The sequence below is a fragment of the Acidovorax sp. genome, from assembly GCF_046294525.1.
Classification (GTDB): domain Bacteria; phylum Pseudomonadota; class Gammaproteobacteria; order Burkholderiales; family Burkholderiaceae_C; genus Acidovorax.
In genome coordinates this window covers 76,040-97,741 of the sequence record NZ_JBKBKQ010000015.1, presented here as the reverse complement: position 1 = coordinate 97,741, position 21,702 = coordinate 76,040, and the positions used below count along the sequence as shown (strand labels likewise).

Genomic DNA, 21,702 nt, shown 5'->3' with positions numbered 1-21,702 from the left:
GGCGGAGATGCAACGCCCCACCATGTCGCGCGTTTCGCCCTACCCCACCCACTTGCGCGCGTTTCGCCAGATGCGCATCCAGCCGCTGTACTGGGCCTTGTCCTCGCTGGTCCAGCTCATCTGCACGTTGCGGAACACGCGCTCGGGGTGCGGCATCATGGCCGTGAAGCGGCCGTCGGCCGTGGTCACTGCCGTGAGGCCGCCCGCGCTGCCGTTGGGGTTGAACGGGTACTGCTCGGTCGCGCGGCCATGGTTGTCCACGTAGCGCATGGCAGCAATGGCCTTGTCGGCATTGCCCCGGTACTTGAAGTTGGCATAACCCTCGCCGTGCGCCACCGCAATCGGCAGGCGGCTGCCCGCCATGCCTTGCAGGAACAGGCTGGGCGATTCGAGCACCTCCACCAGCGAGAGGCGGGCCTCGAAACGCTCGCTTTGGTTGGTGGTGAAGCGCGGCCAGTCTTGTGCGCCGGGGATGATGTCGGCCAGCTCGGCAAACATCTGGCAGCCGTTGCACACGCCCAGGCCGAACGTGTCGGTGCGGCCAAAGAAGCCCTGGAACTGCGCCGCCAGCACGGGGTTGAACGTGATGCTGCGCGCCCAGCCGATGCCCGCGCCCAGCGTGTCACCGTAGCTGAAGCCGCCGCAGGCGACCACGCCCTTGAAGTCTTCCAGTTTGACGCGGCCGGTCTGCAGGTCAGTCATGTGCACGTCGAAGGCCTCGAAGCCCGCCTCGGTGAAGGCATAGGCCATCTCGACGTGCGAGTTCACGCCCTGCTCGCGCAGGATGGCCACCTTGGGTTTGGCAAGGTTGAGGTATGGCGCGGCCACGTTGTCGGCCGCATCGAACGTGAGGTGCACGTGCAGGCCGGGGTCGGTGGGCTCGCCTGCGGCCGCGTGTTCCGCGTCTGCATTGGCGGGGTTGTCGCGCTGCTGGCAGATCTTCCAGCTCACAGCGTCCCACACCTGGTGCAGATCGGCCAAAGGCGCGCTGAACACGGCTTTGGCGTCGCGCCAGACCTGCAGTTCGCCCTTGCCAGCGTCGATTTCGGACGAAACTGGGCGGGTTTTGCCCACGAAGTGGCTGAATTGGGAGAGGCCGTGCTCGCGCAGCACCTGCATCACCTCGTTGCGCTCGGCCGTGCGCACCTGCAGCAGTACGCCCAGCTCTTCGTTGAACAGGGCCTTGAGCGTGAGTTCTTCACGGCGCGCGCTGACCTGCTGCGCCCAGTTCTTGGCGTCGCCGGTTTCCATGCGGCTGTCGTTGATGCCGTCGCCTTCGGTGACCAGCAGGTCCACGTTGAGCGCCACGCCCACATGGCCCGCAAAGGCCATCTCGGCCGCGGCAGCCAGCAAGCCGCCATCGCTGCGGTCGTGGTAGGCCAGGATCTGGCCCTTGGCGCGCAGGGCGTTCACGGCGTTGACGAGGTTGACCAGATCTTTCGGGTCATCCACGTCGGGCACCACATCGCCGCTTTGCTCCAGTGTCTGGCCCAGGATGCTGCCGCCCATGCGGTTCTGGCCCTTGCCCAGGTCGATCAACACCAGGGTGGTGTCGGACTCGGTGGCGTTGAGCTGGGGAGTGAGCGTGCCACGCACGTCGGAGAGCGAGGCGAATGCGCTCACGATCAGGCTGACAGGGGAGGTGACCTTCTTCTTGTCCGCGCCTTCACTCCACTGCGTGCGCATGGACAGCGAATCCTTGCCCACGGGGATGGACACGCCCAGAGCGGGGCACAGCTCCATGCCCACGGCTTTCACAGTTTCGTACAGGGCGGCGTCTTCGCCGGGCTCGCCACAAGCGGCCATCCAGTTGGCGCTGAGCTTCACACGCGGCAGCTCGATCGGCGCGGCCAGCAGGTTGGTGATGGCCTCGGCCACGGCCATGCGGCCCGATGCGGGCGCGTTGATGGCAGCCAGCGGCGTGCGCTCGCCCATGCTCATCGCCTCGCCGGCAAAACCACGATAGTCGGCCAGCGTCACGGCGCAATCGGCCACGGGCACTTGCCAGGGGCCGACCATCTGGTCGCGGTGCGTGAGGCCGCCCACAGTGCGGTCGCCGATGGTGATGAGGAAGCGCTTGGACGCCACGGTGGGGTGGGCCAGCACGTCGATGACGGCCTTTTGCAGCGGTACGCCGGTCAAGTCCATGGGCGCAAATTCACGCGCCACGGTGGTCACGTCGCGGTGCATCTTGGGCGGCTTGCCCAGCAGCACGTTCATGGGCATGTCCACCGGCAGCTTCTGGTCGTCGGCCGTGGCGGCGGGGTCGTGCAGCACCAGTTGGCGTTCTTCGGTGGCGGTACCGATCACGGCAAACGGGCAGCGCTCGCGTTCGCAGAACGCCTTGAACTGTTCCAGCGACTCGGGCGCAATCGCCAGCACGTAGCGCTCTTGCGACTCGTTGCTCCAGATTTCCTTCGGGCTCATGCCCGACTCTTCGAGCTGCACGGCGCGCAGGTCAAAGCGTGCGCCACGGCCCGCGTCGTTCGTCAGCTCGGGGAACGCGTTGGACAAACCACCCGCGCCCACGTCATGGATCGCGAGGATGGGGTTGTTCGCGCCCTGCGCCCAGCAGTGGTTGATGACTTCTTGCGCACGGCGCTCGATCTCGGGGTTGCCGCGCTGCACAGAGTCAAAGTCCAGCTCGGCCGCATTGGTGCCGGTGGCCATGGAGCTGGCGGCGCTGCCGCCCATGCCGATGCGCATGCCGGGGCCGCCCAGCTGGATGAGCAGCGAGCCAGCGGGAAATTCGATCTTCTTCGTGAGCTCGGCATCGATCACACCCACGCCGCCCGCGATCATGATGGGCTTGTGGTAGCCGCGCTGCACGCCGCCCACGTTCTGCTCGTATTCGCGGAAGTAGCCGTTCAGGTTGGGGCGGCCGAATTCGTTGTTGAACGCGGCGCCGCCCAGCGGGCCTTCGACCATGATCTCCAGCGGGCTGGCAATGTGCTCGGGCTTGCCCACGGTGCTGCCCCAGAGCTTGGACACGGTGAAGCCTGTGAGGCCCGCCTTGGGCTTGGAGCCCCGGCCGGTGGCGCCTTCGTCGCGGATCTCACCGCCCGCGCCGGTGGAGGCACCGGGGAATGGCGAGATGGCCGTGGGGTGGTTGTGCGTTTCCACCTTCATCAGCACATGGTGGGTTGCACTACTCTTTTGATAGCTGCTCGCGCTTACCCCATATGCGCCAGAGGCCATTTTGGCCACAAAACGCTCGACCGGGTGGCCTTCCATGATGGAGGCGTTGTCCGAGTACGCCACCACCGTGTGCTGGGGCGCCAGCTGGTGGGTGTTGCGGATCATGCCGAACAGCGATTTGTCCTGCGCCACGCCGTCGATGGTGAACTGGGCGTTGAAGATCTTGTGGCGGCAGTGCTCGCTGTTGGCCTGCGCGAACATCATCAGCTCCACGTCGGTGGGGTTGCGCTTGAGGCCCGTGAAGGCGGTCACGAGGTAGTCGATTTCATCGTCGGCCAGGGCCAGGCCGAAGCGGGTGTTGGCGGCCTCCAATGCAGCGCGGCCACCGGCCAGCACATCCACATGCTCCATGGGCGCAGGCTGCAGTTCGGTGAACAGCGCCGCGGCGGCGCTGCGGTCGGCCACCACCGATTCGGTCATGCGGTCATGCAGCAGCGCGGCGATCTGGCCCAGTTGCTCGGCCGTCAGCTCGGGCGTCTTGCCCAGCAGGCCGGATTTCAGGCTGATGCGGTATTCGGTGATGCGCTCGACGCGGCGGATGGCGATGCCGCAGTTGCGCGCAATGTCGGTGGCCTTGGAGGCCCAGGGCGACAAGGTGCCCAGGCGGGGCGTGACGATGAGGACAGCGCCGTCGTCGGGGCCGGCGTAGGGGTCGCCGTAGGTCAGCAGCGCGGCCAGACGTTCCTGTTCGGCGGGCGTGGGGGCGGCATCGGTGGCGACCAGGTGCACAAACCGCGCTGCAATACCGCTGATCTTGGGGTGGATCGCCTCCAGGGCGGGTTGAAGTTGCTGGGCGCGGAAGTTGCTGAGGGCGTTGCCGCCCGCCAGCGTGGTCATGTGCAAGGTCACGGTAGCGGCCTGTTGGGGGTGTGAGGGGAACCCGGCATTTTACTGGGCGGCATCCATGGCAAGCGGCAACACAGGCCCGATGGGATAATTGCGGCATGAGCATCACCATCAAATGCGCTGAAGACATCGAGGGCATGCGCCTGGCGTGCCGACTGGCCTCCGAAGTGCTGGACTACATCACACCGCACATCAAACCAGGCATCACCACCAAAGAGATCGACCGCCTGGGCGCCGAATGCATGGCGCAGCAGGGCACCATCTCGGCCACCGTGGGCTACCAGCCGCCCGGCTATCCGCCCTACCCGGCCTCGCTGTGCACCTCGGTCAACCATGTCGTGTGCCATGGCATTCCCAACGACAAGCCGCTCAAGAAGGGCGACATCGTCAACGTGGACGTGACGGTGATCACCAAGGATGGCTGGTATGGCGACAACAGCCGCATGTTCCTGATCGGCGAGTGCTCGATTGCAGCCAAGCGCCTGTCGGCGCTGACGTTCGAGGCCATGTGGCATGGCATCGTGCAGGTGAAGCCGGGCGCGCGGCTGGGCGACATCGGCCACGCGATCCAGAAGTTTGCCGAAGGGCACGGCTTCTCGGTGGTGCGCGAGTTCTGCGGCCACGGCATCGGCCAGAAGTTCCATGAAGAGCCGCAGGTGCTGCACTACGGCAAGCCCGGCACACTCGAAGAACTGGTGCCCGGCATGGTGTTCACCATCGAGCCCATGATCAACGCGGGCCGCCGCGAGGTGAAGGAGTTTGGCAACGACGGCTGGACCATCGTCACCAAGGACCACAGCCTCTCGGCCCAGTGGGAGCACACGGTGCTCGTTACGCCCACGGGATATGAGGTGATGACGCTGTCCGCCGGCTCGCCGCCGCTGCCCGCGTTCGTGACCGCGACCAAGACCTGACCGGCCGAGGCGCGCAGCCGGTGGCGGCGCGCACAACTCTTGCATGGCTTTTTTGCATGGCACTTCCTTCGCGCGAGCTTCTTTGATGACCACGACCGAGATCCATGCCCTTCGCGACGCGTACCGCCGCGACAAAGCCGCGCTGCTGACGGCCCTGCAGGCCACCGGCGCATCAACGCGCGGCATCCGCGTGCTGCTGCGCAAACTGTCCACGCTGGCGGGCAACCTGCTGCAGACGCTGTGGCAGCGCGCTGGGCTGCCGCCCGACATGGCCCTGGTGGCAGTGGGAGGCTTCGGACGCGACCAGCTGTTCCCCTACTCTGACGTGGATGTGCTGCTGCTGATGCCCGATGGCGCGGCGCCGGAGGCCGGCAGCGCGTTGCGCACACGCCTGGAGGGTTTTATCGGCAGCTGCTGGGACGCGGGGCTGGAGATTGGGTCCAGCGTGCGCACGGTGGCTGAATGCCTGGCCGAAAGCGCGGGCGATGTCACTGTGCAGACCTCGTTGCTGGAGTCGCGCCTGGTGTGTGGCGACGCGGCCTTGTTTGCCGACTTCCAGCGCCAGTTCCGCGCGCAGATGAACCCGCAGGCCTACCTCGTCGCCAAGACGCTGGAAATGCGCCAGCGCCACAACAAGTACGAAAACACGCCCTACTCGCTGGAGCCCAATTGCAAGGAGTCGCCCGGTGGGCTGCGTGACCTGCAGATGATCCTGTGGGTGGCGCAGGGCGCGGGCCTGGGCCGCAACTGGAAGGAGCTGGCCGCCAGCGGCCTGGCCACAGCCTTTGAGGTGCGCCAGATCGAGCGCAATGAAGCGCTGCTGTGCCTCATCCGCGCGCGTCTGCATGCGGCAGCGGGGCGGCATGAAGACCGCTTGGTGTTTGATCTGCAGACGGCCGTGGCCGAGTCGTTCGGATACCGCTCGCTGTCGCCCGACGGCTCGCGCCTGCCCATGCGCGCCAGCGAAAGCCTGATGCGCCGCTATTACTGGGCGGCCAAGGCCGTGTCGCAACTCAGCCAGATCCTGCTGCTCAACATCGAAGAGCGCCTGAACCCCTCCACGCACGAGCCGCGGCCCATCAATGAACGGTTTTATGAGAAGGCCGGCCTCATCGAGGTGGCCAGCGACGACCTCTACACGCGCGATCCGCACGCCATTCTCGAAACCTTCCTGCTCTACCAAACCACGGTGGGGCTCAAGGACCTGTCGGCCCGCACGCTGCGCGCGCTGTACAACGCGCGAGGCGTGATGGACGGCGCCTTCCGGCGCGACCCGGTCAACCGCGCCAATTTCATGCGCATCCTGCAGCAGCCCTCGGGCATCACGCACGCCATGCGGCTCATGAACCAGACCTCGGTGCTGGGGCGCTATCTCTGGGCGTTTCGCGGCATCGTGGGCCAGATGCAGCACGACCTGTTCCACGTCTACACGGTGGACCAGCACATCCTGATGGTCCTGCGCAACGTGCGCCGCTTCTTCATGGCCGAGCATGCGCACGAATACCCGTTCTGCTCGCAGCTGGCAGGCGGCTGGGACAAGCCCTGGGTCCTGTACATCGCCGCGCTGTTTCACGACATCGGCAAGGGCCGGGGTGGCGACCATTCGCAGATCGGCGCCGTGGAGGTGCGGCGCTTTTGCCGCCAGCACGGCGTGGATCGCGAAGACGCCCGGCTCATCGAATTCCTGGTCAGCGAGCACCTGGCAATGAGCCGCATCGCGCAGAAGGAGGACTTGTCGGACCCGGATGTGATCGCCAGCTTTGCGCAGCGTGTGGGCAATGAGCGCTACCTGACGGCGCTGTACCTGCTGACGGTGGCCGACATTCGCGGCACCAGCCCCAAGGTGTGGAATGCGTGGAAGGGCAAGCTGCTGGAAGACCTGTACCGAGCCACCTTGCGCACACTGGGCGGACGCGCACCCGACGCTGCCGCAGAGATTGAGGCGCGTAAGCGCGAGGCCCTGGTGCTGCTGGCGTTGAGCGCCCTGCCCTTTGAGGCGCACAAGGCGCTGTGGGCCACGCTGGACGTGAGCTACTTCATGCGCCACGAAGCTGCCGACATTGCCTGGCACACGCGCCACTTATCACGCCACGTGGGCGCGCCGCGCCCGGTGGTGCGCGCGCGCCAGTCGCTGGCGGGCGACGGCCTGCAGGTGATGGTGTATGCGCCAGACCAGGAAGACCTGTTCGCGCGCATCTGCGGCTACTTCGACCGCGCGGGCTTCAGCATTCTGGACGCACGCGTGCACACCGCTAACAACCGGCACGCGCTGGACACGTTCCAGATCGTCGCATCAGACCAGGCGGGCCACTACCGCGAGCTGACCCACATGGTGGAGAGCGACCTGGTGCGCGTGATCGAGGAAGGCGGCCCGCTGCCCGAACCCACGCGCAAGCGGGTGTCGCGCCGTGTCAAGAGTTTTCCCGTGGCACCGCGCGTCACCCTGCGGCCGGACGAGAAGGCCCAGCGCTGGCTCCTGGCGATCTCGGCCAGCGACCGCGCTGGCCTGCTTTACCTGGTGGCCCGGGTGCTGGCCCAGCACCACTTGAGCGTGCAGCTCGCCAAAGTCAGCACCCTGGGCGAACGGGTGGAAGACACCTTCCTGGTGCAGGGCCCCGAGCTGCAGAACAACGCCCGGCAGATCCAGATCGAAACCGAGCTGCTGCGCGAGCTGTCGGCCTGAGGCCATCCTCGGATGGACTCAGCGGGCTTCCCGCCTGACCCTGGATGCTTCATTATTCATAGCTATCAGCGCTTTACCAGCAAGCGCTAGCGACATTTTTTGATCAGTATTTCGGCGCTGAAGATTCAGATAGGCTCGCCTCAGTCGTCTTCTGCAGCATCAATCTCAGGAAACAGCACCTCGGTGAAGCCGAACTGCGTGAAGTCGCGCACACGCATGGGGTAGAGCTTGCCAATGAGGTGGTCACACTCGTGCTGCACCACCCGGGCATGGAAGCCATCCACTGTGCGGTCAATGGGATCACCATACGGGTCAAACCCGGTGTAACGGATGCGCGACCACCGGGGTACCTTGCCCCGCAGGCCGGGCACCGACAGACAGCCTTCCCAGTCCTCTTCTTCTTCCGGCCCCAGCGCTGTGATCACCGGATTGAGCAATACGGTCGGTGGCACCAGGGGCCGGTCGGGATACCGCGGGTTGCGCTGGTCGGAGCCAAAGATGACCAGCTGCAGGTCCACACCGATCTGGGGGGCCGCCAGCCCGGCCCCGTTCACGGACCGCATCGTGTCGAACATGTCGCGCACCAGCAGGTGCAGCTCATCGGTGTCAAAAGCGGTGACGGGCTGGGCCACGCGCAGCAGGCGCGGGTCGCCCATCTTGAGGATGGTATGAATGGTCATGGGCAAAGGCGGGTTGCAAAGCAGCCCGCGCAGCATAGCGCGTGAAGCGCACAGCGGCTTGCATGCTCCGTGCAGAACATACACTTCGGTTTTCTGGAAAACGCTCACTTTTTGTGTATATAATCGTGGTCTTGTTCCTCGATAGCTCAGTCGGTAGAGCGCCGGACTGTTAATCCGTAGGTCCCTGGTTCGAGCCCAGGTCGAGGAGCCAAGAATTGCAGGCCCTGCATGAGCTAAGCAGGGCCTTTTAGTTAGCCGATTCAACCAATCTGGCTAGCTGGTGAAATTTCTGTCAGATACCGATATTCCTCGATAGCTCAGTCGGTAGAGCGCCGGACTGTTAATCCGTAGGTCCCTGGTTCGAGCCCAGGTCGAGGAGCCACATAAAAAGCCTTGCAACGTGTCAGCGGTGCAAGGCTTTTTTGCTTGTGCGCACCCCGCGCCTCCTGCACCCCATGCCATGCCGGACAATCGCTCCATGTCCTCCCAACTGCCCTGGCTGGAGCCCGATGACCCTTTGCCCCTCCCTGCTCACGCTTGGGGAGCCGCCGACCCGGCGCCCGGCCTTCTGGCTGCTGGCGGGTCGCTCAGCGTCGCAGCGTTGTGCGCAGCCTATGCCCAGGGCACCTTCCCGTGGTACGGGCCGGGTCAGCCCATCCTTTGGTGGGCACCCGACCCGCGCATGGTGCTGCCCGTGGCCAATTTCCGGCTGCACCGCTCGCTGCGCAAGACTTTGAAGGCCTTCCGCAACGATGCGCGCTGCGAGGTTCGTGTCGACAGCGCCTTTGCCGACGTGATCACCGCCTGTGCGACCAAGGATCGCGATGGCCAGGCAGGCACATGGATCGTGCCGGAGATGATTGCCGCCTACACGGCGCTGCACAAGGCCGGCTACGCCCATAGTGTGGAAACCTGGATCGACGGCCGGCTGGCTGGCGGCCTGTACTGCGTGGCGCTGGGCCAGGCGGTGTTTGGCGAATCCATGTTTGCCCACGCCACGGATGCCTCCAAGATCGCACTGTCGGCCTTGGTGTGCCTGTGCAAGCACCATGGCATCAGCTTGATCGACTGCCAGCAGAACACCCCGCATCTGGCTTCGCTGGGCGCCCATGAAATCACGCGCGCCGAGTTTCTGTCCCACGTGGACACGGCACGCCGCCTGCCCGCGCCCCGCTGGCAGTTTGACCCCGTATACTGGAACGCGCTGCTGCCCTCCTCCTGATGCCGACAGCATGACGCAACTCAACGACCTCCCACTGCAGACCCTGCAGTTTTACGCGACAGCCCCCTATCCCTGCAGCTACCTGCCGGACAGGCAGGCCCGCTCGCAGGTCGCCACACCCAGCCACCTGATCCAGAACGACGTTTATTCCGGCCTGGTGGCCAATGGGTTCCGCCGCAGCGGCATGTTCACCTACCGCCCATATTGCGATGGCTGCCAGGCCTGCACGCCGCTGCGGGTGCTGGCCCATGAATTCCAGCCCGACCGCAGCCAGCGGCGCGGCGTGGCGCGCCACGGCCAGCTGCAGGCCCGGGTGCTGCGCCTGTGTTTTGTGCCGGAGCACTACCAGCTCTATCTGCGCTACCAGACCGGGCGCCATGCGGGCGGTGGCATGGACCATGACAGCATCGAACAGTACACACAGTTCTTGCTGCAAAGCCGCGTCAATTCACGGCTTGTCGAGTTCCGCGAAACTGATGCAGGAGGAGAGCCGGGCGCGCTCAAGATGGTGTCTATCCTGGACGTGCTGGACGATGGCCTGTCCGCCGTGTACACGTTCTACGAGCCCGAGCCCCGCTGCAGCTATGGCACGTACAACGTGATGTGGCAGATTGCGCAGGCGCAATCGCTGGGCCTGCCCTATGTCTACCTGGGCTACTGGATCGAGGCCAGTCCCAAAATGAACTACAAGGCGCGCTTTCATCCACACGAGATCCGGACCCAGGGTGGGTGGCGCCGGGGTGATGACACGGGTAGCACGAGCGACTCCGAGCTGGAAGCGAAGCCGCATTTCACAAGGTAAGATGCAGCGGCTGTTTCCCTCCCGCCGCCCATGAAAAAAATCGATCCCAGCATTCCCGTCAAACCCAGCGTTCAGGTTCTGGAACGCATGTTTACGCTGATCGATGTCCTGGCGTCCCGCGAAGAGGCGATCTCCCTCAAGGAGATCAGCGAAAAGACGGGCCTGCACCCGTCCACCACGCACCGCATCCTGAACGACCTGACCATCGGCCGGTTTGTAGATCGGCCCGAATCCGGCAGCTACCGCCTGGGCATGCGCCTGCTGGAGCTGGGCAACCTGGTCAAAGCCCGCCTCAGTGTGCGCGACGCGGCCCTGACACCTATGCGCAATCTGCACAAGCTGATCCAGCAGCCCGTAAACCTGAGCATGCGGCAAGGCGACGAGATCGTGTACGTGGAGCGCGCCTATAGCGAGCGCTCGGGCATGCAGGTGGTGCGTGCCATCGGTGGGCGGGCCCCGCTGCACCTCACCTCCACGGGCAAACTGTTCCTGGCGCTGGACGATCCGCAGCGCGTGCGTGCCTATGCCACGCGCACCGGCCTGTCGGGTCAGACGCGCAACAGCATCACCCAGCTGCCGGTTCTGGAGCGCGAGTTGGCCAAGGCCCGTCAGTACGGCATCGCCCGCGACAACGAAGAGCTGGAGTTGGGCGTGCGCTGCATGGCCGCCGGTGTGTACGACGACCAGGGCAAGTTGGTGGCGGGACTGTCGATTTCCGCGCCCGCCGACCGGCTGGACGAAGGTTGGCTGCCCAAGCTGCAAGCCACCGCCAGTGAAATTTCCACCGCGCTCGGGTATGCGGCCAGTGCCGACACCCCGGCCGACGCTGCTGCTTCCCACGGCGTGCGTGGCCTGATGCGCTGAGCTCGCAAGGCACCACGTAAGCCTAAGGGCAGGACTTCCCAAACAAAACGCCGGAACAGCGGTAGCTGATCCGGCGCCAAGCGAGTCCGCGAACTGTGATGGGTGACCTGAACTATTGCTACTTGGCCGCTGCCTCCACCGCGCGCACCGCCTGCAACGGCGTTGCCAGCAGTGGCAGTTCAGGCTTGGATTCCACCCACTGCCGAACCCGTTCGGCATCACCCAAGCGGCTGAACTTGCCGGCCGAATCCAGGAACACCATGATGAGCTTGCGCCCCGCCACCTGCGCCTGCATGACCAGGCAGCGCCCAGCTTCAGAGATGTAGCCCGTCTTCTGCAGTCCGATATCCCAGGAGGGGTTCTTCACCAAGCCATTGGTATTGTTGTACTGGAGCGTCTTGTGCCCCACCGCCACTTCGTAGCCGGGCGACGTGGACAGCTCGCGCAGCAGCGGGTCGCCGTGCGCGACATTGACCAGGGTGGCCAAGTCACGCGCACTGGATTGATTGCGACTTGAAAGCCCCGTGGGTTCAACGTAGCGTGTGTCAGTCATGCCCAGCAGCCGCGCCTTGGCATTCATCTGGGTGACGAACACATCCAGACCACCAGGGTAGGTGCGGCCCAGCGCATGGGCCGCACGGTTCTCGCTCGACATCAGCGCCAAGTGCAACATTTCTCCCCGCGTGAGCGTGGTGCCCACCGTCAGGCGAGATCGGCTGCCTTTTTCCGTGTCCACATCTTCCTGGGTAATGGTGATGGGCTCATCCATGGGCAGGTGTGCCTGCGAGATGATCATGCCGGTCATGAGCTTGGTCAGCGAGGCAATGGGCAGCACCGCATGGTCGTTCTTGCTGAGCAGCACTTCCTGGGTGTCCTGGTCGATCACCAAAGCCACGCTGGACTTGAGGTCCAGGGGGTCAGTGATCTCATGCAGCCCTGCGATCTGGCCAAATGACAGCCGAGGGGGCGTGGGAGTGTAGGCCACCCGGGTGGGCGCCTTGGCCGTCTTGGCGGTGATGCGCACCACCTTGTTATTGGCAGCCGCCTTGCGCGGGGCCACGGCGCGCTTGGCACTGCTGGAACTGACCTGTTCCTTCTTCGCAGGCGCCTTCTTGCGCTCACCGGCCTGCGCCGCGGTGGCCACAAGTGCCGCACTGAGCAAAAACACGGTCAGGCCCTGGCAGAAACGACTCACTGCGGTGCGGGAGGCATGGTGCATCAAAGTGCTCCAAACAGTAAAAAGTGTTGTGCAGTGTACAGAACCAAAAAAAGTCGCGCAAGATCAACACCTTGCGCGACTTTCCAAGAAAGTGAATGAATTATAAAAACAATCGTCAGCCTTGTGCTGCCACCCTGTCAGCTTTACTTTGTAACTTGTTCAGGGCGCTCAGGTAGGCCTTCGCGGACGCCACCACGATATCCGGGTCTGCACCCACGCCGTTGACGACGCGGCCGCTGTTTTGCAGGCGCACGGTCACCTCACCCTGGCTCTCGGTCGAGCCGCTGATGGCGTTGACGGAATACAGCACCATCTCCGCCCCACTCTTCACATGCGATTCGATGGCCTTGAGTGACGCATCCACTGGACCGTTGCCTGCAGATTCACCGCGCACCTCGACGCCGTCCACAGTGAATACGATGCGGGCACGGGGCTGCTCGCCCGTTTCACTTTGCTGGTACAGCGAGACGAAGCCGTACTGCTCCTTCTCGGCCGTCACGCTCTCGTCGCTCACCAGCGCCAGGATGTCTTCGTCAAAGATCTCGCTTTTACGGTCGGCCAGTTCCTTGAACTTGGCAAACGCGACGTTGATTTCAGTTTCGCTGTCGAGCTGAACACCCAGCTCCTGCAGGCGCTGCTTGAAGGCATTTCGGCCACTGAGCTTGCCCAGAACGATCTTGTTGGCGCTCCAGCCCACGTCTTCCGCGCGCATGATTTCGTACGTATCGCGGGCCTTCAGCACGCCGTCCTGGTGAATGCCGCTGGCGTGGGCGAAGGCGTTTGCGCCCACCACCGCCTTGTTGGGCTGCACCACAAAACCCGTGGTCTGGCTGACCATGCGGCTGGCCGCCACGATGTGCTGGGTGTCGATGCCCAAATCCAGGTTGAAATAGTCACGGCGCGTTTTTACGGCCATCACTACTTCTTCAAGCGAACAGTTGCCCGCGCGCTCGCCCAGTCCGTTGATCGTGCATTCCACCTGGCGCGCGCCGCCAATCTTCACACCGGCCAACGAATTTGCCACAGCCATGCCCAGGTCGTTGTGGCAATGCACCGACCAGATCGCTTTGTCGCTGTTGGGAATGCGTTCGCGCAGCGTCTTGATGAAGTTGCCGTACAGCTCGGGGATAGCGTAGCCCACGGTGTCGGGCACGTTGATAGTGGTCGCGCCTTCCGCGATCACAGCTTCAAGCACGCGACAGAGAAAATCCGGATCGCTGCGGTAGCCGTCTTCGGGGCTGAACTCGATGTCCGCCACCAGGTTGCGCGCAAAACGCACAGACTGCTTGGCCTGCTCCAGCACCTGCTCGGGCGTCATGCGCAGCTTCTTCTCCATGTGCAGTGGGCTGGTGGCGATGAAAGTGTGAATGCGCGCGCTGTTCGCCCCTTTCAAAGCCTCGGCGGCGCGGGAAATGTCCCGGTCGTTGGCGCGGGAGAGCGAGCAGATCGTGGAATCCTTGATCGCGTTGGCGATGGCTTGAACGGCTTCGAAATCACCGTTGGAGCTGGCGGCAAAACCAGCTTCGATCACGTCCACCTTCAGGCGCTCCAGTTGGCGGGCGATTCGCAGCTTTTCGTCCTTGGTCATCGAAGCGCCGGGCGACTGTTCGCCGTCGCGCAAGGTGGTGTCAAAAATGATGAGTTTGTCAGCCATGTCGTTCTCTCCTGGAATCGGTGGGGTCCCGCAACGTCAAAATTCTGGCGCCCAAAACAAAAGGCCCGTTGCGGGTGCATACGGGCCTTTGTGGAAAAAGTGTGCGCGTGCGCCTACTGCCTCCGCCCGTGGGGAGGTAGCAGTAGAGCCAGAGCAAACGTGTTCATGCGGTGCAATGTAGCACAAGTGGCTTTGCGGGGCGGCAGCGCTCACTTGTGCAAGCCGCGTTCGTCGGGTTCTTCAGTGGACGTGCTGATCACGCTACTGTGTTGTCCTTTGGCCTTGCGCCAGGCATACACGCCGTAGCCGCTCACGCCATACAGCACGAACACGCCGAACAACACGATGGGCGGATGGATGTTGATGACCGCAATGCCGAGCGCGATGAGCACGATGGCAGCAAACGGCACGCTCTTTTTCATCTGCACGTCCTTGAAGCTGTAGAACGGCACGTTGGTCACCATGGTGAGCCCCGAATACAGTGTGAAAGCAAACATGACCCAGGTAATCTGCGACCAAGTGAGCCAGGCGTCTTCGCCTGGCTGCACACCCAGCTCTGTCATGAGCCAGATGAACCCTGCCACCAGAGCGGCGGCAGCCGGCGACGGGAGCCCCTGGAAGTAGCGCTTGTCCACCACGCCGGTGTTCACGTTGAAGCGCGCCAGCCGCAGCGCCGCACACGCGCAATAGACAAACGCCGCAATCCAGCCCCAGCGGCCCAGGCCCTGCAGCGCCCATTCGTAGGCGATCAAGCCGGGCGCCGCACCAAACGACACCATGTCGGACAGCGAATCCATTTGCTCGCCGAACGCGCTCTGTGTATTGGTCATACGGGCCACGCGGCCGTCCAGGCTGTCTAGCACCATGGCACAGAAAACGCCGACAGCCGCCATGTCGAATCGGCCATTCATCGCCATCACGATGGAATAGAAACCACCAAACAAGGCCGCCAGGGTAAACAGGTTGGGCAGGATATAGATGCCCTTGCGCCGCTTGCGGACTATCACCTCCGTGCCCGGGATGGAATCATTGCCATCATGCATCAAACAGACCTCCAGCGCTTGCCTGCAAAGCGCAAGCAGCTATTAAATTTATAGTATTTGAGACCACCCATTGTCTGGGCATGCCACCACCCACGCCCGAGGCGAAGGACGCAGTGTAGCGCCTGGCAACGTCCCGTTACGCCCATGAAAAAAGGCCACCGAGGTGGCCTTCAGATGCTATGTGCGCAGGATCAGTTGCGGGTCTGGTCCACCAGCTTGTTCTTGGCGATCCAAGGCATCATGGCGCGCAGCTGGCTGCCCACCTTTTCGATGCTGTGGTCGGCCGTGTTGCGGCGGCGGGCCGTCATCGATGGGTAGTTCAGGCGGCCTTCCTGGATGAACATCTTGGCGTAGTCGCCGTTCTGGATGCGCTTGAGGGCATTGCGCATGGCGGCGCGCGACTGCTCGTTGATCACTTCGGGGCCGGTCACGTACTCGCCGTACTCGGCGTTGTTCGAGATCGAGTAGTTCATGTTGGCAATGCCACCTTCGTAGATCAGGTCCACGATGAGCTTCAGCTCGTGCAGGCATTCGAAGTAAGCCATTTCTGGGGCATAACCGGCTTCGACCAGGGTTTCATAACCCATCTTGATCAGCTCGACAGCGCCGCCGCACAGCACGGCCTGCTCGCCGAACAGGTCGGTCTCGGTTTCTTCCTTGAAGTTGGTCTCGATGATTCCGGCCTTGCCGCCGCCGTTGGCAGCTGCGTAGCTCAGGGCCAGGTCACGGGCCTTGCCGGACTTGTCCTGGTGCACAGCGACCAGGTGGGGCACGCCGCCGCCTTGGGTGTAAGTGTTGCGCACGGTGTGGCCGGGGGCCTTGGGGGCCACCATCCACACGTCCAGGTCAGCACGGGGTACGACCTGGTTGTAGTGCACGTTGAAGCCGTGGGCGAAGGCCAGCGATGCGCCTTGCTTGATGTTGGGCTCGACGTTGTTCTTGTACACGGCGGCGATGTCTTCGTCGGGCAGCAGGATCATGACCACGTCAGCGGCCTTCACGGCATCGTTGACTTCCATCACCGTCAGGCCTGCCTTGCCGACCTTGTCCCACGATGCACCGCCCTTGCGCAGGCCGACCACCACCTTCACGCCGCTGTCGTTCAGGTTTTGTGCGTGGGCATGGCCTTGGCTGCCATAGCCGATGATGGCCACGGTCTTGCCTTTGATCAGGCTCAGGTCGGTGTCTTTGTCGTAGAAAACTTTCATGGGTCGCTCCGGTTGAAATGCGTTGTTGGGGGGTTGAAATAAGAAAAACGGGGTGAATTGTCTTACACGCGCAAAATGCGCTCGCCCCGGCCGATGCCGCTGGCGCCCGTGCGCACGGTTTCCAGGATGGCCGTGCGGTCGATGGCTTGCAGGAAGGCGTCGTTCTTGGACTGATCGCCCGTCAGCTCGATGGTGTAGCTCTTCTCGGTCACGTCGATGATGCGGCCACGGAAGATGTCGGCCATGCGCTTCATTTCCTCGCGCTCCTTGCCCACGGCGCGCACCTTCACCATCATCAGCTCGCGCTCGGTGTAGGCACCTTCAGTCAGGTCCACCACCTTCACGACTTCAATGAGGCGGTTCAGGTGCTTGGTGATCTGCTCGATCACGTCATCCGAGCCCGTGGTCTGGATGGTCATGCGCGACAGCGATGCATCCTCGGTGGGCGCTACGGTGAGCGATTCGATGTTGTAACCACGGGCCGAGAACAGGCCCACGACGCGGGAAAGAGCTCCGGGCTCGTTTTCCAGCAAGACGGCAATGATGTGTTTCATAAGTGCAGATTCCTCTTTTCGCTGCCCTCCCCCGTGCACGGTAATGCACGGGCTTGGCAGGCAATAGATTCGTCAAAAGTGAATGCTATCTATTCGATAGCTGGTAGCGCTTGATGGACAAGCGCTGGAGGCCGATTTGGCTTAAAGGTCTTCCGACCCCAGCAACATCTCGGTAATGCCCTTGCCGGCCTGCACCATCGGGAACACGTTCTCGGTGGGGTCGGTGCGGAAATCCATGAACACAGTGCGGTCCTTGAGCTTGCGGGCTTCGCGCAGCGCGGGCTCCACGTCCTTGGGGTGCTCGATGAGCATGCCCACATGGCCATAGGCCTCGGCCAGTTTCACGAAGTTGGGCAATGCATCCATGTAGCTGTGGCTGTAGCGGCCAGAGTATTCGATCTCTTGCCACTGGCGCACCATGCCCAGGTAGCGGTTGTTCAACGAGCAGATCTTGATCGGCGTGTTGTACTGCAGGCAGGTGGACAGCTCCTGGATGTTCATCTGCACCGAACCTTCGCCGGTGATACAGAACACCTCGGACTGCGGCTTGGCCAGCTTGATGCCCATAGCGTAGGGGATGCCCACGCCCATCGTGCCCAGGCCACCAGAGTTGATCCAGCGGCGTGGCTCGTCAAAGCGGTAGTACTGCGCAGCCCACATCTGGTGCTGCCCCACATCGGACGTGATGTAGGTGTCCGCGTCCTTGGTCATGTTCCACAGCGTCTCGACGACGTACTGGGGCTTGATGACGTCGGGACCACCCATGTCGTACTTGAGGCATTCGCGCTTGCGCCAGCCTTCGATGGTGTCCCACCAGGCGGCCAGGGCGCCCGCGTCGGGGCGGGTGCTGCTCTCGCGGATCATGGAGATCAGCTCGGTGAGCACGTCCTTGACGTCACCGACGATCGGGATATCGACCCTCACGCGCTTGGAAATGCTCGACGGGTCGATATCTACGTGGATGATCTTGCGGTCGTTCTGCGCAAAGTGCTTGGGGTTGCCGATCACCCGGTCGTCAAAGCGCGCGCCCACGGCCAGCAGCACATCGCAGTTCTGCATGGCGTTGTTGGCTTCGATGGTGCCGTGCATGCCCAGCATGCCCAGGAACTTGCGGTCGCTGGCCGGATAGGCGCCCAGGCCCATCAGCGTGTTGGTGACGGGATAACCCAGCATGTCCACCAGCGTGCGCAGCTCGTTGGTGGCGTTGCCCAGCAGCACACCGCCGCCGGTGTAGATGTAGGGGCGCTTGGCCGTCAGCAGCAATTGCAGCGCCTTGCGGATCTGGCCGCCATGGCCTTTGCGTACGGGGTTGTACGAGCGCATCTCCACGCTCGTGGGGTAGCCGGTGTAAGGCACCTTCTTGAAGGAGACGTCCTTGGGCACGTCCACCACCACGGGACCGGGGCGGCCGGTGCGCGCAATGTGGAAGGCCTTCTTCATCGTGGCGGCCAGGTCGCGGGCGTCCTTGACGAGGAAGTTGTGCTTGACGATGGGACGCGTGATGCCGACCGTGTCGCATTCCTGGAAGGCGTCCAGCCCGATGGCGGGCGTCGGCACCTGGCCGGAGATGATCACCATGGGGATCGAATCCATGTACGCGGTGGCGATGCCGGTGACGGCATTGGTCAGGCCGGGGCCGGAGGTGACCAGTGCCACACCCACTTCGCCGGTGGCGCGGGCGTAGCCATCGGCAGCATGCACAGCCGCCTGCTCGTGGCGCACCAGTACGTGCTGGATGGTGTCTTGCTTGTAGAGCGCGTCGTAAATGTAGAGGACTGCGCCACCGGGGTAGCCCCAGATGTACTGGACGTTCTCAGCCTGAAGCGACTTGATGAGGATCTCGGCGCCCATGAGGTCCTGAGCACCGGAAGCGGGGGAGGTGTTGTTGCCCTGCGAAGCAGCGGCAGCCGAGGAGAGCTCAGCCTTGGAGATTTCCATGATCGATCAACCTTTGTGAATTTCTCTGACGAAAAACCTTGGGTGCTCCTTGCATGCGCTCTTGTGAAGCCAGCGTGGAACTTGAGGCCAAGGACATGAGCGAGATGATTGCTCGCCGGACCGTGACCCGTTTGCCTTTTGAATTGCAGCGGCGATTATCGCACTGCAACACAAGCAAAAACCGCGCGCTCTTAAAAAATCAAGGCTGGATGCGATAATCAATGGCTTGACCGTGCCAGATAGCCACAATTTTGAGGCCGTCGGCACCGACCCCACCCGGGCTGACCCCTCTTGGCAACCGAACAAGAACTCTCCGACTTCCTGAAAAGTGTAGAAAAGCGCGCCTACAAGCGCTCGGTCTACCATGTTCGCAACGAGGAAGCCGCGCTGGACATTGTTCAGGACAGCATGCTCAAGCTGGCCGAGCACTATGGGGACAAGCCTGCAGACGAGCTGCCCATGCTCTACCAGCGCATTCTGTCGAACTGCACGCTGGACTGGTTTCGACGCCAGAAGACGCGCAATGCACTGTTTTCGAGCATGAGCGACTTCGAAGGACCGGGCGAAGATGGCATGGATTTTGATTTACTCGAAGCGTATTCAGGCCCGAAAACCGGCGAGAAAGCCGAAAGCGCCGAGGACCTGACCCGCCGTGCGCAGATCTTTCACGGGATCGAAGCAGAAATTGCCGAGCTGCCGCCGCGTCAACGGGAGGCGTTCCTGATGCGTTACTGGGAAGAAATGGACGTCGCAGAAACTGCAGCCGCCATGGGCTGTTCGGAAGGCAGCGTCAAAACACACTGTTTTCGCGCCATTCAGACACTGAGCAAGGCACTCAAAGCCAAAGGAATCGAGCCATGAACACCGCACACACCCCCACCGCACAGACAGAAGCCGCTGCAGAGCGTTTTGCCCTGCGCGTCACGGCCCGGTTGTCCAGCGGCACCGAGGACCTGCCTTACGACATTTCCGAGCGGCTGCGCGCCTCGCGCGTGCAGGCCCTGGCCCGCCGCAAGCGGGTGGCGGCCCCGGCGCACATTGCGGCGCCCGTGGTGGTTATCGGCAGCGGCAGCGCCACGCTGGGCCGTGGGGGCGACCAGAGGAGTGGCTGGTGGAGCGCACTGGTGTCCGCCGTACCGCTCATCGCCTTGGTGGTTGGCCTGGTGGTCATCAACATCGCACAGGACGAAAACAGCGCCAACGATCTGGCCGAAGTGGACGCAGCCTTGCTGACCGACGACCTGCCGCCTGCCGCTTACGCCGACCCCGGCTTCGTACAATTCCTCAAGACTTCTGCACGAACCAACTGAGCGGACTGCCGCACAGGTACAGAACGGACTGAATGCACCCACGCCCCCCCGCTGCTCCCACTGCCCTGCCAGCCATCGTGCTGGCTTCGGCGCTTCTGGGGGTCCTTTCTATTGGTGGCGGCTACGCGTTCATGCAGACGCGCATGGCGCCCGGCACCCTGCTTTCCGCAGGCGCGGAAGCGGCGATTGCCGACCCCAGCAACGTGCGTGCGGCTAACCGGCCGGCTGAAGCAGCCACCGCTGCGGCGGTCGCCACCGAGTCTGGCCCTCCCTGGGGCACCTTGAACACCGCGCAGAAGCTGGCTCTTTACCCCCTGGCAGAGCGCTGGGCGCTCATCAGCGAGGTACAAAAGCGCCGCTGGCTCTCGCTGGCAACCAATTTTGCGGCGCTGCCTGCAGAAGAACAGGCCAAGTTCCACGAACGCATGACCGACTGGGCCAGCCTAAGCGCCCAACAGCGCAACCAGGCACGGCTGAACTACGCGGTGACCAATCGGCTGGCGCCCGATGACAAGCGTGCGCAGTGGGAGGCATATCAAGCCCTGTCGGACGAAGAAAAGCGTGCGCTGGCCGCCATCGCCGCACCAAAACCGAAGGGCGCGGCCACTGCGCTTCGGCCCGTGTCGCCCAAAAAACTGGCCCAGGTGCCCGCGGCCACGCAGGCCAGCCCCAACCGGCCCAACCCGCCAAAGATCCCCCCGGTGATCGACCACGCACCGCGTGTGGCCGCCCCCGTGACACCCGCATCACCGCCAGCAACCCATGCGGATTCCACCGTGGTAGAAACGGCGCCGGTGGCCGTTCCCGTAGCCACGCCGGCGGCCCTGCCCCCACTGGGCGAAGCCGCTTCCTCCGATGCGCCGGCCCCTGCAAGCCCCCCGCCCGTCACGCCCGATACCTCGGGCCTGTATCCTCAGTAGTTTTCAGCTCGGCGCTGCCACCGCTGGCGGCGCCCACCCCTCCTGACATGACGGCCTCTCCTCCCGCCCGCGCGCCCCTGCCCGATACGCCCGGCACTCCCGCTTCCCCTCCCCTCGGCGCCACGCCCAACCTGTGGCGTCGCATGGCCTGCTGGCTGTACGAGGGCATGCTGATGTTTGGCGTGGTGTTCATTGCGGGCTACCTCTTCGGCACCTTGAGCCAGACCCGCAACGCCATGGACAACCGCCATGCCCTGCAGGCGTTTTTGTTCGTGATCTTCGGCATCTACTTCACCTGGTTCTGGGCCAAGGGGCAGACGCTGGCGCAAAAGACCTGGCACATCCGGGTGGTAGACAAGGCAGGCCAGCCCATCACGCAGGCGCGGGCCTTGCTGCGCTATGTGCTGAGCTGGGTGTGGTTTCTGCCGCCGCTGGCGGCTTACTCGTTCGGCGTGGCTGCTGTGGATGTGCTGGTGCTGACCTTTGGTTGGGTGGCCATCTGGGCGATCCTGAGCCGGTTTCACCCCTGGCGCCAGTTCTGGCATGACGCCTGGGCCGGCACGCGGCTGGTGCACTACGAGCCTCCAAAAAAATAAGCGCTGCGGCGGCCGTCACCGCGAATTCACCCGACGCAGCGACGCTCCGCA

At 63.6% G+C, this 21,702-nt stretch carries 17 protein-coding genes and 2 tRNA genes; 11 read left to right on the top strand and 8 right to left on the bottom strand.

Annotation, left to right across the window (positions count from 1 at the left end; all coding sequences use genetic code 11):
- Positions 1-39 precede the first annotated feature (39 nt).
- Positions 40-4,047 (bottom strand): phosphoribosylformylglycinamidine synthase, encoded by a 4,008-nt coding sequence (gene purL, locus ACK4HJ_RS14785; RefSeq protein ID WP_409832931.1) that lies wholly within the window; start codon positions 4,045-4,047, stop codon positions 40-42.
- 95 nt (positions 4,048-4,142) lie between these two features.
- On the opposite strand from purL, the gene map reads away from it, so the two are divergent.
- Both map and ACK4HJ_RS14775 read left to right on the top strand, forming a co-directional pair.
- Complete coding sequence (map, locus tag ACK4HJ_RS14780) at positions 4,143-4,958, top strand: type I methionyl aminopeptidase (RefSeq protein WP_409832928.1); 816 nt, start codon at positions 4,143-4,145, stop codon at positions 4,956-4,958.
- Positions 4,959-5,043: 85 nt separating this feature from the next.
- The gene (locus ACK4HJ_RS14775; RefSeq protein ID WP_409832925.1) at positions 5,044-7,641 is read left to right on the top strand and encodes a [protein-PII] uridylyltransferase; all 2,598 of its coding nucleotides are present in this window, start codon (positions 5,044-5,046) and stop codon (positions 7,639-7,641) included.
- A gap of 140 nt (positions 7,642-7,781) precedes the next feature.
- On the opposite strand, the gene def is transcribed toward ACK4HJ_RS14775, so the two are convergent.
- Positions 7,782-8,321 (bottom strand): peptide deformylase, encoded by a 540-nt coding sequence (def, locus tag ACK4HJ_RS14770; RefSeq protein ID WP_409832922.1) that lies wholly within the window; start codon positions 8,319-8,321, stop codon positions 7,782-7,784.
- 135 nt (positions 8,322-8,456) lie between these two features.
- Here def and ACK4HJ_RS14765 point away from each other — a divergent pair.
- From ACK4HJ_RS14765 to ACK4HJ_RS14745, 5 genes are all read left to right on the top strand, one after another.
- Positions 8,457-8,532: transfer RNA gene (locus ACK4HJ_RS14765), tRNA-Asn, on the top strand.
- Between the two features lie 95 nt (positions 8,533-8,627).
- Positions 8,628-8,703 (top strand) — tRNA-Asn (locus tag ACK4HJ_RS14760).
- Positions 8,704-8,799: 96 nt separating this feature from the next.
- The gene (gene aat, locus ACK4HJ_RS14755) at positions 8,800-9,543 is read left to right on the top strand and encodes a leucyl/phenylalanyl-tRNA--protein transferase (protein ID WP_409832919.1); all 744 of its coding nucleotides are present in this window, start codon (positions 8,800-8,802) and stop codon (positions 9,541-9,543) included.
- A gap of 10 nt (positions 9,544-9,553) precedes the next feature.
- Positions 9,554-10,345 (top strand): arginyltransferase, encoded by a 792-nt coding sequence (locus ACK4HJ_RS14750; RefSeq protein WP_409832916.1) that lies wholly within the window; start codon positions 9,554-9,556, stop codon positions 10,343-10,345.
- 30 nt (positions 10,346-10,375) lie between these two features.
- A complete protein-coding gene (locus tag ACK4HJ_RS14745; protein ID WP_409832914.1) occupies positions 10,376-11,209 on the top strand; it encodes an IclR family transcriptional regulator in 834 nt (277 codons plus the stop codon).
- A gap of 118 nt (positions 11,210-11,327) precedes the next feature.
- Here the strand turns inward: ACK4HJ_RS14745 and ACK4HJ_RS14740 are convergent, their stop codons facing one another.
- The 6 genes from ACK4HJ_RS14740 to ACK4HJ_RS14715 form a co-directional block, all read right to left on the bottom strand.
- Entirely contained in the window at positions 11,328-12,428 is a 1,101-nt protein-coding gene (locus tag ACK4HJ_RS14740) for a serine hydrolase (RefSeq protein ID WP_409832912.1), read from the bottom strand.
- Between the two features lie 115 nt (positions 12,429-12,543).
- A complete protein-coding gene (locus tag ACK4HJ_RS14735) occupies positions 12,544-14,082 on the bottom strand; it encodes a 2-isopropylmalate synthase (RefSeq protein ID WP_409832909.1) in 1,539 nt (512 codons plus the stop codon).
- Positions 14,083-14,291: 209 nt separating this feature from the next.
- Positions 14,292-15,125 carry a CDP-diacylglycerol--serine O-phosphatidyltransferase gene (pssA, locus tag ACK4HJ_RS14730; RefSeq protein ID WP_409832906.1) on the bottom strand — a complete coding sequence of 278 codons (834 nt, stop codon included), beginning with the start codon at positions 15,123-15,125 and terminating at the stop codon, positions 14,292-14,294.
- Positions 15,126-15,316: 191 nt separating this feature from the next.
- Positions 15,317-16,333: a ketol-acid reductoisomerase gene (gene ilvC / locus ACK4HJ_RS14725; protein WP_015013660.1), complete on the bottom strand. Its 1,017-nt coding sequence runs from the start codon at positions 16,331-16,333 to the stop codon at positions 15,317-15,319.
- Between the two features lie 62 nt (positions 16,334-16,395).
- Positions 16,396-16,887, bottom strand: coding sequence for an acetolactate synthase small subunit (gene ilvN, locus ACK4HJ_RS14720; RefSeq protein WP_015013659.1), 492 nt, complete (start codon positions 16,885-16,887; stop codon positions 16,396-16,398).
- A 141-nt stretch (positions 16,888-17,028) separates the two neighbouring features.
- Positions 17,029-18,825, bottom strand: coding sequence for an acetolactate synthase 3 catalytic subunit (locus ACK4HJ_RS14715; RefSeq protein ID WP_409832902.1), 1,797 nt, complete (start codon positions 18,823-18,825; stop codon positions 17,029-17,031).
- A 291-nt stretch (positions 18,826-19,116) separates the two neighbouring features.
- Between ACK4HJ_RS14715 and ACK4HJ_RS14710 the strand changes: the two genes are divergently transcribed.
- Genes ACK4HJ_RS14710 through ACK4HJ_RS14695 form a run of 4 tightly spaced genes read left to right on the top strand, consistent with a single transcriptional unit; the run spans position 19,117 to position 21,651 of the window.
- Complete coding sequence (locus ACK4HJ_RS14710; RefSeq protein WP_409832899.1) at positions 19,117-19,686, top strand: RNA polymerase sigma factor; 570 nt, start codon at positions 19,117-19,119, stop codon at positions 19,684-19,686.
- Entirely contained in the window at positions 19,683-20,135 is a 453-nt protein-coding gene (locus ACK4HJ_RS14705) for a DUF3619 family protein (protein ID WP_409832896.1), read from the top strand. The genes ACK4HJ_RS14710 and ACK4HJ_RS14705 overlap by 4 nt, the downstream gene beginning before the upstream one ends.
- 32 nt (positions 20,136-20,167) lie before the next feature.
- Complete coding sequence (locus tag ACK4HJ_RS14700) at positions 20,168-21,055, top strand: DUF3106 domain-containing protein (RefSeq protein ID WP_409832894.1); 888 nt, start codon at positions 20,168-20,170, stop codon at positions 21,053-21,055.
- 47 nt (positions 21,056-21,102) lie between these two features.
- On the top strand, positions 21,103-21,651 hold the full coding sequence (locus ACK4HJ_RS14695; protein WP_409832891.1) for an RDD family protein: 549 nt from the start codon (positions 21,103-21,105) through the stop codon (positions 21,649-21,651).
- The last annotated feature ends 51 nt before the right edge of the window (positions 21,652-21,702 follow it).

Coding starts and splice junctions, on each gene's coding strand:
- map (WP_409832928.1), top strand. CDS start 4,143: ATGAGCATCACCATCAAATGCGCTGAAGACATCGAGGGCATGCGCCTG.
- ACK4HJ_RS14775 (WP_409832925.1), top strand. CDS start 5,044: ATGACCACGACCGAGATCCATGCCCTTCGCGACGCGTACCGCCGCGAC.
- def (WP_409832922.1), bottom strand. CDS start 8,321: ATGACCATTCATACCATCCTCAAGATGGGCGACCCGCGCCTGCTGCGC.
- aat (WP_409832919.1), top strand. CDS start 8,800: ATGTCCTCCCAACTGCCCTGGCTGGAGCCCGATGACCCTTTGCCCCTC.
- ACK4HJ_RS14750 (WP_409832916.1), top strand. CDS start 9,554: ATGACGCAACTCAACGACCTCCCACTGCAGACCCTGCAGTTTTACGCG.
- ACK4HJ_RS14745 (WP_409832914.1), top strand. CDS start 10,376: ATGAAAAAAATCGATCCCAGCATTCCCGTCAAACCCAGCGTTCAGGTT.
- ACK4HJ_RS14740 (WP_409832912.1), bottom strand. CDS start 12,428: ATGCACCATGCCTCCCGCACCGCAGTGAGTCGTTTCTGCCAGGGCCTG.
- ACK4HJ_RS14735 (WP_409832909.1), bottom strand. CDS start 14,082: ATGGCTGACAAACTCATCATTTTTGACACCACCTTGCGCGACGGCGAA.
- pssA (WP_409832906.1), bottom strand. CDS start 15,125: ATGCATGATGGCAATGATTCCATCCCGGGCACGGAGGTGATAGTCCGC.
- ilvC (WP_015013660.1), bottom strand. CDS start 16,333: ATGAAAGTTTTCTACGACAAAGACACCGACCTGAGCCTGATCAAAGGC.
- ilvN (WP_015013659.1), bottom strand. CDS start 16,887: ATGAAACACATCATTGCCGTCTTGCTGGAAAACGAGCCCGGAGCTCTT.
- ACK4HJ_RS14715 (WP_409832902.1), bottom strand. CDS start 18,825: ATGGAAATCTCCAAGGCTGAGCTCTCCTCGGCTGCCGCTGCTTCGCAG.
- ACK4HJ_RS14705 (WP_409832896.1), top strand. CDS start 19,683: ATGAACACCGCACACACCCCCACCGCACAGACAGAAGCCGCTGCAGAG.
- ACK4HJ_RS14700 (WP_409832894.1), top strand. CDS start 20,168: ATGCACCCACGCCCCCCCGCTGCTCCCACTGCCCTGCCAGCCATCGTG.
- ACK4HJ_RS14695 (WP_409832891.1), top strand. CDS start 21,103: ATGACGGCCTCTCCTCCCGCCCGCGCGCCCCTGCCCGATACGCCCGGC.